Genomic DNA, 12,917 nt, shown 5'->3' with positions numbered 1-12,917 from the left:
CCCTGGATGAGCTAAGCCTATTATTATATCTTGCATGACGAGCACTGTCAAAACCAATGAATTAAGCCAAATTTTGGCACCAATCTCCTTAGATTTCAAGGCCTTAGATGAGGTTATTCGTCTACGCCTAGCCTCAAAAGTCGCCTTAATTGACCAAATCTCCACCTACATCATTCAGGCAGGCGGAAAACGGATTAGACCAGCCCTCCTGCTTCTCATCAGCAAAGCCCTGGCCAATGGCAAAGAAACGCCTCACGCCCTAGAACTAGCAGCGGTAGTGGAGTTTATCCACACTGCCACCCTACTTCATGACGATGTGGTGGATGAATCTACCCTGCGCAGGGGTCGAGAAACGGCCAATGCCGCCTTTGGGAATGCAGCAAGCGTTTTAGTGGGCGATTTTCTGTATTCCAGAGCCTTTCAAATGATGGTGGGCCCAAATGACCTGCGCGTCATGGAAATTCTCTCCGATGCAACCAATACGATTGCCGAGGGCGAAGTTTTACAGCTCTTGAATATGAATGACCCAGAAGTTGACGAAGAAAGCTATTTGCAGGTCATTCGCTACAAAACAGCCAAATTATTCGAAGCCTCAACAGAACTTGGCGCCATCCTGGCAAAAACGAATACTGAGCAGCAAAAACAGGCTGCGGCTTTTGGTCGTCATATCGGAACCGCCTTCCAACTCATGGATGACCTATTGGATTACACCGCTGACGCAGCGCAAATGGGAAAAAATGCCGGCGATGATTTGCGAGAAGGCAAGCCCACGCTTCCACTGATTTATCTTTTGGAAAATGGCAACACCGAAGAGCGCCTCTTGGTTCGCGCGGCTATTGAACAAAATCAAGACTTGCCAGATGACGTGTTCGCGCAAATTCTGAGCGCGGTACAAAATTCAGGCGCCCTTGAATACACTCAAGCTGCCGCAAAGAAAGAGGTGGATCTTGCGCTGGAGTGCATCAAAGACTTTCCCACCAATGAAGCCACAACAGCACTACATGCTTTGTGCAAATACTCCTTAGCTCGTCAAACTTAAGCACCTACGCTTTTCATTCTGAGGTCACGCGCCGTAATGCGCGCCTTCTCAGCCTCATCTCGTAAGCGAGCAATCTCTTGATCCGAGAGCTTCTCTAGATTCGAATAATCCAACTTCCAAGCGGGATCATCCGACCAAACCAAGGGTGACTGCACAGTTGTTCGAGGAGCAGGAGCACTCTCTAATACACGCAAAGCAAGCTCAAAATTCATATCTTGTGACTCACGATGATTCGGCATGGCCGCCGCATTCCCAAGAGGAAAATCGCTAAATAAAAACCGTGGCACACCGCAGTACTCGACAATATCTTTCGCAGCACCCATGACCACCGTTGGAATGCCAGCGCTCTCTAAATATCGAGCCAACAAACTTTGGCTTTGATGGCAAATCGGGCAGTTCGGAATTAATACGGCAGCATCCACCCCATCTGCACGCATGTTTTCCAAAATAATCGGGGCATCTATTTCAAGAGTATGTCGCTGACTGCGATTCGTTGGCAATCCATAGAAGTGTTTTGATAATGTCTGAATGCGCCCAAGCCCAACAGCGCGTTTAGCTGCGTCCAATGGAAACCAACAATTCATATCCTCCATATTCGCATTGCGTCGATCAATACCAACATGCGCGATGCGCAAATCCGCATCCTCGCTAACAGGCTTGCTATAGGGCTCATAAAATTTCGCGCTAGCGTTATAGGGCGCTCCAGGTCCCTGTAGCCCTTTGCTGGAATCAAATGGTACAGCCGTCGTCACCAGACCCAAAATGGATTGATTGAGTGGCTTCTTTAGGGGTACAAAAGGGACATCAATATAGTGAGCCCATACATAGGGCGTGTCATATCCTAAGCCCAAATAGTAATGACGTGTCCGTTCGATGTAACGAATAGGTTGATCCAACTCTGGTGCAAACAGCAATTCAGCGCTCTTATTAGTCATCAATGCATCCCTGTAAGATATTGCTTATTAAATATTAACTATCAGGAGAATTCATTATGGCTCAATGGCTCAGATTTCAACATCAAGGCAAAACGGGATTTGGACAGGTGCACGGGGAGCAAATTACCATTTACTCTGGCGACCTTTTCAACAATCCCCAGCCTACCGGAGAATCGCTAAAACTTACCGATGTAACCATTGACACTCCATGCACGCCATCAAAGATGGTGGCGATGGTGGATAACTTTCACGCACTTGTTACTAAACTAGAGCATTCAGTGCCGGCAGAACCCTTGTATTTCCTTAAAGGAAATAATTCATTTCTGGCCGCAAATCAAACCATCCGGACACCAAAGTCTTATTCTGGAAAAGTAGTTTACGAAGGTGAGCTTGGTATTGTGATTGGCAAAGCCTGTCATGAGGCAAGTGAAACGGAAGCAGCGCAAGCGATTTTTGGCTATACCTGCATCAACGATGTAACGGCGATTGAAATCCTCAATCGTGACCCAGGCTACGCTCAGTGGACTCGTTCTAAGAGCTTTAATACCTTCGGCGTTTTTGGCCCCTATATTGCCACCGATGTTGACCCAAGCAAGCTCACCGTTAAAACTATTTTGAATGAGCAAGAACGTCAGAGCTACCCTATTGCTGACATGATTTTTCCGCCAGCAAAATTGGTGAGCCTGATTTCTCAAGATGTTCCACTACAAGCGGGCGACATTATTGCCTGCGGAACATCAGTTGGCGTTGGCTCTATGAAACCAGGCAGCAATGTCAGCGTCATTATTGATGGCGTTGGTCGTTTAGACAATCGCTTCGAATAAAGATCGCAAGCTTAAAAATAAAAACCCTCGCCATGATTAGTGGTGAGGGTTTTTTATTGCTGACGTTTCTAAAAAGAAATACTCAACTACTTTTTTCTTTTAGTAACCTGAAACTGATGGCAATGCCAAACTGCCTTTAGAGGCCTGAACATTCTCATCAAGATACTTCGTCAACGCAAAAACCGTGTTCAAGCAGGGTGTTGGAGTCTGAGTAATCTTGCCAAGCTCAATAACCGAACCAAGCAAGGCATCAATTTCTAAACTGCGACCAGCTTCTAGGTCTTGCAGCATAGAAGTTTTGTGTTTCCCAACCTTCTCGGCACCAGCAATGCGACGCTCAATATCCACACGGAAAGTGACGCCCAACTTCTCGGCAATCGTTTGAGCTTCAGCCATCATGTTACGAGCCAACTCTTTCGTCAAAGGATGTTGGCAAATACCTTCTAAGGTTCCATGAGTCAATGAGCTGATTGGATTGAAGGTCATGTTGCCCCACAACTTCAACCAAATTTCAGAACGAATATCTTCCAGGATCGGAGATTTGAAACCAGCAGCACCCATCATTTCAGACATTTTCTGAATGCGCTCGGTCACTTTGCCATCCAACTCACCTAAAGGAAAGCGATTGCCTTCAACGTGACGGATGACACCCGGTGCTTGAGTAAAGGTGGCGGGATACACCACGCAACCAATAATATTATTTGGATTAATTGCTTTCTTAGCAACGCCGCCAGCATCCACAGTTTCCACCGAGTGATCTTGGTAATCACCGCCCAGCTTTTGGAAATACCACCATGGAATTCCGTTCTGCATTGGGATCAAAATAGTCTCAGGACCCATGATTGCTGCAAGGTCGTCAATGATAGGTTCAACCTGATGCGCCTTGACAGCCAAAATCACGACATCGGGCGTTTCTGCATCGGTAATTTTTTCTACCGCCTTCACCTGAGCCACCAGGGGCTCGGGCTGGTCATCCATAATTAGCGCAAGACCACGCTCTTTGATTGCCGCTAGAGTAGCGCCACGAGCAACAACCGTTACCTCATTGCCCGCTCGAGCCAACATGACAGCAAGGTAACCGCCAATAGCGCCCCCTCCACCGATCACACAGATTTTCATAAAAACTCCATAAAGATAAAAAATTTTGAATTAGTGTCATATTAGAGGAGAATATTTTGCGGTGCAACAAAATATTTATGCCTATTTTTTGGGCATATTTAAGATTGTCTCAGCCCTTAAATGGCGCTTAATTTAGCTCTGGGGACTAAGCCACCTAAGAGCATGCCAATGACACTAGCCAAAAGCCCGGCTAATTGAGGGGGAAGAATCGCATTTGGAGCAAGGGTTTCGCAACTGATCCAGACAGTGAGCCCCCCAACAACAGCCAATAAGCCGCCTAAGGAGTTCGCTTTCGACCAATACACACCAAAGGCAAGTGGCACGAAAGCTGCAACCAATGTCACTTTATAGGCGTTCTCCACCATCTTAAAAATAGATAAATGGGAATTCACCGCAAAAAAAGTAACGACCACTGCAAAACATAGGACGGTAATACGCATTACCTTCAACAAATCTCGATCAGATAAATGCTTAAAAAATCCTCTGACGATATTTTCGGCAAACGTGACCGATGGGGCCAGCAAAGTCGCACTGGCACAACTCTTAATCGCCGACAGAAGCGCCCCAAAAAACATCACCTGCGCAATCAATGGTGCGTGATTCAAAATCAACTTTGGCAAAATCATCTGGGGGTCTGTATTTAAGTACTGCTGCACCAAATCAGGACTGATGATGGTGGCTGAATACGCTAGATACAAGGGAACAAAAGCAAAAATGAAATACAAAACACCGCCCAACAGAGCCGCTTGGACGGCAATATTGACGTTCTTTGAGGAGGTGATACGCTGAAAGACATCCTGCTGCGGAATAGAGCCCAGCATCATGGTGCATAAAGCAGCGACAAATCCCAAGATGGATGCCAGGTTCATATCGGGCCAGAAATTAGAAAATTGGCCTGCGGCAGCGGCATGTTCAAGTACTACGCCAATGCCACCTGTTTGAACAGTCATTTCACCACCGATATAGAGCATCCCGACTACGATGATGATCATTTGAATGAAATCGGTAATGGCTACTGACCACATGCCCCCAAACAAGGTGTAGATCAACACACTACCCGCGCCAATCAACATGCCGCCAGTCTGAGAAATACTGCCCTCGGAAACGACATTGAAAACCAATCCTAAGGCTTTAATTTGTGCAGCAACCCAGCCTAGATAAGAAACCACAATACAGAGGGTCACCAAAACTTCAACTGTTCGCCCATACTTCTCCCTAAAGAAATCACCAATAGTGAGCATGCGCCGGTTGTAGAGATGTCGAGCAAAAAAGAGGCCCACCAATATCAGACACATCGAAGAGCCAAAGGGGTCTGAAACAATGCCGCCCAAACCCTCTTTTAAAAAAGTAGCTGGTATACCTAGGACAGTTTCAGAGCCAAACCAAGTGGCAAAGACGGTGGCAGTCACAATCGGCAAAGGGAGGCTATGGCCAGCGGCGGCAAAGTCTGCGGTATTTTTAACGCGTAGCGCAGCCCAAAGGCCGATGCCCACAGACACTACCCAATAGATGATGACAAACCAAATCAACATCGCCCAATTTCTCCTTCAGGAATTTGCACAAATTATATGGCCTTGTCACTTATGACATTCATGAAATAAGGCTTAAATTTGGGCACGCTCGTCTGACATAATTCATGGGTGAATTCCCCAACAGAGAACCCAATTGCTGATCTGGCTTATCAAAAAGCCATTTTGAGTTCTGTCTCGCGCACTTTTGCCCTCACCATCCCCCTATTACCACCGGCAATTGAGAAGGTGGTTGGCAATACTTATCTACTTTGCCGCATTGTCGACACCATTGAGGATGCAAGTGAATTAACGGCCACAGAGAAACAGGGTCTATCTAAACTCTTTTTAGAGACGGTTCTTGGAATCATTCCTGCTAGCGCTTTTGTCACCCCCTGTCTAGAGGCCTTAAAAGCTTATTCAAATCAGGATGAACTAGATTTAATTGCCCATACCCCAACCGTTCTAAGAATACTCCACACTTTTTCAGATAGAGATCAAGTCGCAATTAGCCGCTGCGTCTCCATCATGTCAGAGGGGATGTCTTATTTTCACAATAGACAAACTCAAGAGGGTCTAAAAGATTTACCTGAATTTGAACACTACTGCTATGTAGTAGCGGGAGTGGTTGGAGAACTTCTTACCACTATTTTTAGCAACTACTCACCGGAGTTTGCCAAACGCATTCAGGGCCATGAAAAACTGGCAGTGGCTTTTGGTCAAGCGCTGCAGATGACTAATATTCTCAAGGACTCGCCAGAGGATCGCGCACGCGGAGTGTCGTGGAAACCAATGCATCTTTCACAAACAGCGCTTCTCAAGATTGCCCATGAAAAGCTTCAAGACTCTCTCGCCTATATTCTGCTGATTCCCAAGGGTGAAAGTGGCATGAGGCGCTTTTGCTTCTTAGCATTTGGTCTAGCTGTAATGACTCTAGAGAAGATTGCTAGTAAAACAGAATTTAGCGACAAGGCGGAGGTAAAGCTGTCTCGCAAAACGGTAGGGTGCTTCTATAGCTTCACCAAGCTAGCAGCAGGCAGTGATGCCACGATGAGATTGTTTCTATATATCGCCTCTGGACGCTTGAGACGTATTACAGCAGGCCGCCATTAAAAATGAGCTAAAGAGCACCCTCGTGCTTTAAGAGCCAAATTTTGATTTGACGATGAAGCCCTGGCGTGTCTTCCTTCATAAATCCACCTATTCCTTGCGCAGAAACTACCCGGTGACAAGGTGTAATGAGGGGATAAGGATTGGCGCCGCAAGCGGTTCCAACAGCACGCGGACCGCTCTTAATTTCTTTGGCAATCTCCCCGTAAGTCTTTGTACTGCCAATCTCAATATTTTGGGCGGCATTCCAGACTTTTTGCTGGTGCACAGTGCCGGCCGGCTTAAGTGGCAAATCAAAACTAGCTGAAGGATTTTTGAAATATTGAGCACATTGCTTTGAAAAAGCTTTAGCCAACTGATTTGCTGGGGCAATCAGAGCGGTGGTGGGCGGCAAGTAATCAATTTTTGAAATCATCAAGCTGTCATCTACCAGCTCAGTTTGTACTCCCAGACACCCAAAAGGCGCTGCAATGACGCAATACTCGGCGGAATGGATGACTAAGCTGGATCGAGAAGAGGGCATGCGGAAGATTCTGACATACATTACGGAAATTATTCGGGGACAATTCCAACAAAGCTATAGCGAGAGAAATGCCACTTTGCTATATTGGTTCTTCTTTATTCTTTGCAGGCGCCCCTAATGGACACTTTTTTTGATGATTGGCCTTTTATTGGCCAAGTCGCTCTAGTCCTATTTTTACTCGCACTCTCCGGCTTTTTTTCCATGGCCGAAACCAGCATGCTTTCCTCAAATCGTCATCGCCTTCGCGCAATGGCAAATGGAGGCAATGCTGGAGCTGCGCTTGCCGAAAGATTATTAAAGCGGATTGACTCGCTTCTCTCTGTATTACTCATCTCCAACAACCTCATCAATACCATCCTACCAATTTTGGTAACCGGTATTGCGCTGCATATTTTTGGCGATAGTGGACTAGTACTGTCGATTGCCACTCTGGTTGTAGCCTTACTCATCATCATCTTTAGCGAGATTACGCCAAAGGTGATTGGCGCAGCATTTCCCGAGAAAATCGCCAGCAATGTCGGCTGGGTCATTCTGCCGCTTACTTACTTTCTGAAGCCCTTACTGTGGTTCATCAATAATCTGGTTTCGGGTTTGATGAAAATTTCTGGACTACAGGCATCCAATGAAAATCGCGTGATGAGTAAAGAGGAGTTGCGCAGCCTCGTACTTGAATCCAATCGTTTTGTATCTGCGCACCATCGCAATATATTGCTGAACTTGTTCAACTTGGAAAATATTCTGGTTGAGGATGTGATGACACCTCGCGCAAAGATTGAGATTTTAGATCTTTCAAGACCTATCGATGAAGTCGTGCAACAACTAGAAACTTGTTATCACAATAAACTACCGGTATGTGATGGCGATTCAGAGCGCATCGTTGGAATCCTCTCGGTAAAAAAGGCGCTCTCCTTGTTGGGAAGCTCAGAACTGCACCATGAGGACTTTAGGGTTTTACTCAATGAGCCTTACTTCATTCCAAGCGGTACACCCGTACTACAGCAGATGCAGTTTTTCCAGGACAATCAGCAACGCCTTAGCCTCGTCGTGAATGAGTATGGGGAAGTTCTTGGCCTAGTGACATTTGAGGATATTGTTGAAGAGCTGATTGGGGAGTTCACCACCTCCTTTTCAAATCTCTCCAACAATCCGCGCTGGCTTACTGATGGTACCTATCTTGCAAGCGGTAGCGCATCGCTACGCGATTTAAATCGCCTCCTGAATCTCGACCTACCTCTGGATGGCCCCCGTACTTTAAACGGTCTGATCTTGGAGAAATTAGAGGCTATCCCTGATCATGATGTCAGCATCCGGATAGCAGACGTTGTAATGGAGATTGTGCAGTTCGACGAACACGGGGTTAAAACTGTGAAGCTATATAGACCCCTCAATCAGCCCAAGCAAGATTGAGCGAAGCACTTCATGATTCTCACATTATTCGTACCTGGCATGGAATCACAGTTGATGCATTAAATTCCCGGGCAACGGACATTCACATTGAGGCTCGCACTCAAGAAACGATGGTGCGCGTCCGTATAGATGGACAACTCAGACTACAAAATCAATACCCTATTGATTTGCATGAGCGCCTCATTACCCGCATCAAAATTTTGGCCCGCTTGGATATCGCAGAGAAGCGATTGCCCCAAGATGGTCGACTTGCTATCGGGCATGATTTCAGCAAGCCTAATATTGATTGCCGAGTTTCTATTCTGCCAACACTGCACGGTGAAAAAGCAGTGGTACGGATTCTCCCAAGTCAGCTAAATGAACTCGCCTTAGAGAGCATTGGCTTGCTACCAGAGCAGCTAGCCATATTTAAGCATGCCATTCAACAAACTAATGGACTAATTCTGGTAACGGGTCCAACGGGTAGCGGGAAGACCCGTACTCTGTACAGCTGCCTCAGCGCACTCAATCAAGTCCAACGCAATCTCTGCTCTGTGGAAGATCCAATTGAAATTCGTCTTCCTGGCGTGAATCAAGTGGCTTATCACCCAAAAGCGGGATTAGATTTTCCAACGATCATTCGCGCCCTATTAAGGCAGGATCCTGATGTCATCATGATTGGGGAAATTCGAGATGCGGCCAGTGCTCAACTTGCTATTCAGGCGGCGCAAACAGGGCATCTTGTATTAAGTACTCTACACACCCGTAATGCACTCGGGTCTCTTAATCGTCTTAAAAGCTTGGGCATTGACCAAGAGGCCATTGAATCTTGCCTACGTTGCGTGAGCTCTCAACGCTTGGTGCGCAGAAAATGTCAACATTGCACTACAAAGAGCTCTCCAAAAGATTGCTCATACTGCAAGGGGTCTGGTTATTTTGGGCGCATCGGAGTTCATGAAGTATTGGGACCTCAACAACTCTCACTTTCCACCCCCTATATGGATTTACATTCTGCAGGAATGCAGTGGGTCAACGCGGGACTCATTAATCTCAAAGCTCTTGAAGCTGAGGTTAGCGCTTGGCACTAAATCTCACTGTATTGACAAAACATCTCAGCAAGCCAGAACAACTCGTTTTCGCCCAACAGTTGCTGGCCCTACTTCACGCAGGTTTACCCCTTCTCAACGCGATTGAACTCCTCATTCAATCTTCGCCAAAATCATGGCAAGGTTGGCTGGGAAATCTTCGCGATCTATTGCGAAAAGGAAATAGTTTTTCATTCTGCCTACTCGCACAAGACGGGAGATTTGCAGCGGAGTTTTATAACCTGATTCGCGTAGGCGAAAGATCGGGAGACATCACCATTGCGCTGCGTACCATTTCCCAACAACTAGAAGCGCAAATTGAATTGCGTAGAAAAGTACAGCAATCCCTCACCTACCCCATCATCACGCTTGCCACATCATTCCTATTGGTCGCAGTCATGCTGGTATGGGTTGTCCCCGTCTTTAAAGATGTGTTTGGGCATTTTCAGGCGGAACTTCCCGCGCCCACGCGCATATTAATTCAGTGTTCCGACTTCATCCAGGATTACTGCATTGAAGCGAGTACGCTCATTTTCACAGGAGTCACGTGCTTCGTCTATGTATGGCTTAAATCCACTTCACTGCAAAGACGTTGCGATAGCATCAGCTTACGAATCCCTTTCTTTGGCAATTTATTTCGGCTAGCAACCCTGTCATGCTGGTGCCGCACCTTAGGCCATTTACTCGAAGCTGGATTGACACTACCCGACGCTCTTCGTGTCACCGCGCAATCCTCCAATCACTGGGTCAGCCATGACTTCAGCGCTGAACTATTTAAAGAACTCACGCGAGGCTGGCCCCTGGGAGATGCACTCAAAAGGGCTGATCGACATGCGCCCCTCATGGATATAGAGACCAGATTGCTATTACATATTGGCGCTGAAAGTGGATCCCTGCCGGAGATGCTCAATAAACGTGCTACAGCGCTGGGAGCGCAACTCAGTGGGCGCTTAAATTCACTCAGCCAAAGCTTGGAGCCTGCGCTAATCCTGATGGTTGGTGCCATCATTGGCAGCTTGGTGATAATCCTATATCTACCCATTTTTAATTTAGGGCAAATCGTCTAATGGATGTCGCAACACTCAGTGGGCTTGTCAAAACTCTTTTCATATTGGCCCTGCTATATCTGGCCTATATTGATTGGCGCAGCTTTCGTTTGCCCAACGCCATTACCCTGCCTCTAATCATCCTGGGTCTTGGACTTAACCTCACTTCAAACCTTCGATTTACCGACCCCCCATCCGCACTGATTGGAGCCTGTCTTGGGTATGGAGTAATTTGGGCGCTCAACGCTCTCTATTACCTCCTCAAGCATCGCAATGGCATTGGCATGGGAGATGCAAAACTACTGAGCGCATTAGGGGCATGGCTAGGATGGGCCACCCTCCCAAGCATTTTGCTGCTTGCATCAACCCTAGGGATTCTTGGGGGGCTTCTTTGGCTTAAATGGAGTCGTCACAAACTGCACCAGGCCTTCCCATTTGGCCCCTTTCTTGTCATTGCTGGCATCATTGAACTGTTATGGCCTCAAATCATTCCAACCCTCCTGATACACAGCTAGACATCAATGCCTTAAAAGGGGATATTCCTTTGGTTGGACTCACCGGAGGCATTGGCTCTGGCAAAACAGCGGTCAGCGACCTGCTAGGTCAACTCGGGGCAGGAATTATTGATACCGATCTGATTGCCCACCAAATTACCGCTCCCGGCGGATCGGCCATCCCCCTCATTAGCGAGAGGTTTGGGTCGGAATATCTTGATAGCCACGGCGCCTTGGATCGCCCAAAAATGCGTACTTTAGTGTTTGGAAACGCTCAAGCTAGACAGACTCTAGAACAAATTACCCACCCCCTCATCAAGCAGGAGACCGCTAAACAGGCTTTTACACTGGCAAAATCTGGAGCTCCCTACCTTGTATTTGTGGTGCCCCTACTAGTTGAATCGAGAACGTGGGTAGATTTACTGGACTTTGTTGTGGTGGTTGATTGCCCAGAAGAAACACAAATCGAGCGTGTGATGCACCGCAATAATATGGCTCGCTCAGATGTCGAAAATATCCTCAAGGCCCAGGCAAGCAGAAAAGAGCGACTTGATAATGCCAATGCGGTCATTCAAAATCAGGGAAGCCTGGAGGAGCTTAGACGGGAAGTCCAAGATCTTCATGAAAAATTACTTAAAATTAAGATTAGTTCGCCAGGTTCGTCATAGAATATAGGCTTGTGATCGTCTACGAATACCCTTTCAATGAATTAGTCCGAAGCATGCTTCGGCTAGAGTATTTGTTCGCCCGATTCAATCACTTTGTGAGATCGGATGATCCCGAACTTCACCACAATGCGATTGCCATGTTGTTTGATTTGGGCGATATCGGCTCCCGAGGCGATATCAAATCTTTATTGCTCAAAGAATTTGAACGTCAGAAATACGCACTCAATGGCTTGAAGTCTTCTCAAAAAGTGGATCAAGAAGCGCTCTCACAAACACTCTCTGAAATCGACAGGGCTGCACTCAACATTAATCAGTCAATGGGAAAGCCTAATGCGGCAATTACCGAGAGTGAGTGGCTCAATGCCATTCGAACGCGACTTAATATTCCTGGTGGAACTAGTCCAATTGATTTGCCAAGTTATCACGCTTGGAAAAATAGCCCTTCCGCTCAACGCAGAGAACTCTTAGAAAATTACATCGCCCCACTTTTGCCGTGGCATGAGGCCTGTCAGATATTTTTACGCTTACTTCGCCAATCCGGTGAAGCTAAAGATGTTGTGGCTCATCAAGGATCATTTCAACAAGCACCTTCTGGTAAGGTGTATCAGTTAATGCGCATTGCCGTGGAAGATGATTCCCTCTTCTCTGAGATCAGCGCTAATAAATATCTTCTATCTATTCGTTTTCTTAAAAGCGATCGAGATAAAAAACCACAAATCGTCAATGAGGATGTGCCTTTTAGGCTCACCCTTTGCCAGCTCTAAGCCAAGAGCAATCTTAACTTTTCTAACATTGGCCAGGCTGCTGGCAATAAAGGTTCAACACTAGGCTTCTCATCTGCCAGTCGTTGCCAAGATAGCTCTTGCCCCTCGCAGCCCCGAGGATTTCCAGTCCAGCTTCTAATAATGCTGACATGCAAACGCACATAAGCATGTGGATAGTCATACTCTAGAACTAGCAACTCTTCGCTAGATTCAATGTCGATTCCAAGCTCTTCCTGAAGCTCGCGCTTGAGTGCTGCAAATACAGACTCACCTTTTTCAATCTTTCCGCCTGGGACTTCCCAGTACCCAGCATATGGCTTGCCTACGGGTCGCTGGCCCAAAAGATAGCGACCCTGTGAGTCCAATAAGATTCCAGCCGCCACCTCGGTAACGGCGCGATTTATCTCGGCCATAAA

14 protein-coding genes are annotated in these 12,917 nt (G+C 46.8%); 9 read left to right on the top strand and 5 right to left on the bottom strand.

The window, feature by feature from the left end; all coding sequences use genetic code 11:
• Positions 1–34: 34 nt before the first annotated feature.
• Positions 35–1,039 (top strand): polyprenyl synthetase family protein, encoded by a 1,005-nt coding sequence (locus FD960_RS01005; RefSeq protein WP_215299310.1) that lies wholly within the window; start codon positions 35–37, stop codon positions 1,037–1,039.
• On the opposite strand, the gene FD960_RS01000 is transcribed toward FD960_RS01005, so the two are convergent.
• Entirely contained in the window at positions 1,036–1,974 is a 939-nt protein-coding gene (locus tag FD960_RS01000; protein WP_215299309.1) for a glycine/sarcosine/betaine reductase selenoprotein B family protein, read from the bottom strand. The two genes, FD960_RS01005 and FD960_RS01000, sit on opposite strands and share 4 nt — an antisense overlap.
• Before the next feature lie 56 nt (positions 1,975–2,030).
• Here FD960_RS01000 and FD960_RS00995 point away from each other — a divergent pair, with 56 nt between their 5' ends.
• Positions 2,031–2,798 (top strand): fumarylacetoacetate hydrolase family protein, encoded by a 768-nt coding sequence (locus FD960_RS00995; protein ID WP_215299308.1) that lies wholly within the window; start codon positions 2,031–2,033, stop codon positions 2,796–2,798.
• A gap of 99 nt (positions 2,799–2,897) precedes the next feature.
• On the opposite strand, the gene FD960_RS00990 is transcribed toward FD960_RS00995, so the two are convergent.
• Positions 2,898–3,917: a 2-dehydropantoate 2-reductase gene (locus FD960_RS00990; protein WP_215299307.1), complete on the bottom strand. Its 1,020-nt coding sequence runs from the start codon at positions 3,915–3,917 to the stop codon at positions 2,898–2,900.
• A 116-nt stretch (positions 3,918–4,033) separates the two neighbouring features.
• Positions 4,034–5,449, bottom strand: a complete 1,416-nt coding sequence (locus FD960_RS00985; protein ID WP_215299306.1) for a sodium:solute symporter family protein — start codon at positions 5,447–5,449, stop codon at positions 4,034–4,036.
• Between the two features lie 108 nt (positions 5,450–5,557).
• Here FD960_RS00985 and FD960_RS00980 point away from each other — a divergent pair, with 108 nt between their 5' ends.
• Positions 5,558–6,538 (top strand): squalene/phytoene synthase family protein, encoded by a 981-nt coding sequence (locus FD960_RS00980; protein ID WP_215299305.1) that lies wholly within the window; start codon positions 5,558–5,560, stop codon positions 6,536–6,538.
• Positions 6,539–6,545: 7 nt separating this feature from the next.
• On the opposite strand, the gene FD960_RS00975 is transcribed toward FD960_RS00980, so the two are convergent.
• Positions 6,546–7,058 carry a methylated-DNA--[protein]-cysteine S-methyltransferase gene (locus tag FD960_RS00975; RefSeq protein ID WP_215299304.1) on the bottom strand — a complete coding sequence of 171 codons (513 nt, stop codon included), beginning with the start codon at positions 7,056–7,058 and terminating at the stop codon, positions 6,546–6,548.
• 117 nt (positions 7,059–7,175) lie between these two features.
• On the opposite strand from FD960_RS00975, the gene FD960_RS00970 reads away from it, so the two are divergent.
• Genes FD960_RS00970 through zapD form a run of 6 tightly spaced genes read left to right on the top strand, consistent with a single transcriptional unit; the run spans position 7,176 to position 12,501 of the window.
• Positions 7,176–8,465, top strand: coding sequence for an HlyC/CorC family transporter (locus tag FD960_RS00970; RefSeq protein WP_215299303.1), 1,290 nt, complete (start codon positions 7,176–7,178; stop codon positions 8,463–8,465).
• Entirely contained in the window at positions 8,462–9,532 is a 1,071-nt protein-coding gene (locus FD960_RS00965) for a GspE/PulE family protein (protein WP_215299302.1), read from the top strand. Before FD960_RS00970 ends, FD960_RS00965 begins: the two co-directional genes overlap by 4 nt.
• Positions 9,523–10,596, top strand: a complete 1,074-nt coding sequence (locus FD960_RS00960; protein WP_251369806.1) for a type II secretion system F family protein — start codon at positions 9,523–9,525, stop codon at positions 10,594–10,596. Before FD960_RS00965 ends, FD960_RS00960 begins: the two co-directional genes overlap by 10 nt.
• Positions 10,596–11,090, top strand: a complete 495-nt coding sequence (locus tag FD960_RS00955) for an A24 family peptidase (RefSeq protein ID WP_215299301.1) — start codon at positions 10,596–10,598, stop codon at positions 11,088–11,090. The genes FD960_RS00960 and FD960_RS00955 overlap by 1 nt, the downstream gene beginning before the upstream one ends.
• Entirely contained in the window at positions 11,051–11,737 is a 687-nt protein-coding gene (gene coaE / locus FD960_RS00950) for a dephospho-CoA kinase (RefSeq protein WP_371817435.1), read from the top strand. The genes FD960_RS00955 and coaE overlap by 40 nt, the downstream gene beginning before the upstream one ends.
• Before the next feature lie 11 nt (positions 11,738–11,748).
• Positions 11,749–12,501, top strand: coding sequence for a cell division protein ZapD (gene zapD / locus FD960_RS00945; protein ID WP_215299300.1), 753 nt, complete (start codon positions 11,749–11,751; stop codon positions 12,499–12,501).
• Here the strand turns inward: zapD and FD960_RS00940 are convergent.
• On the bottom strand, positions 12,498–12,914 hold the full coding sequence (locus FD960_RS00940; RefSeq protein WP_215299299.1) for an NUDIX domain-containing protein: 417 nt from the start codon (positions 12,912–12,914) through the stop codon (positions 12,498–12,500). The genes zapD and FD960_RS00940 overlap by 4 nt on opposite strands.
• Positions 12,915–12,917: the final 3 nt, after the last annotated feature.

This window comes from Polynucleobacter sp. AP-Nino-20-G2 (genome assembly GCF_018688235.1).
In the GTDB taxonomy this organism is placed as follows: Bacteria; Pseudomonadota; Gammaproteobacteria; order Burkholderiales; family Burkholderiaceae; genus Polynucleobacter.
The sequence above is the reverse complement of the archived record's forward strand: the minus strand, read 5'-3'. Positions and strand labels throughout refer to the sequence as shown.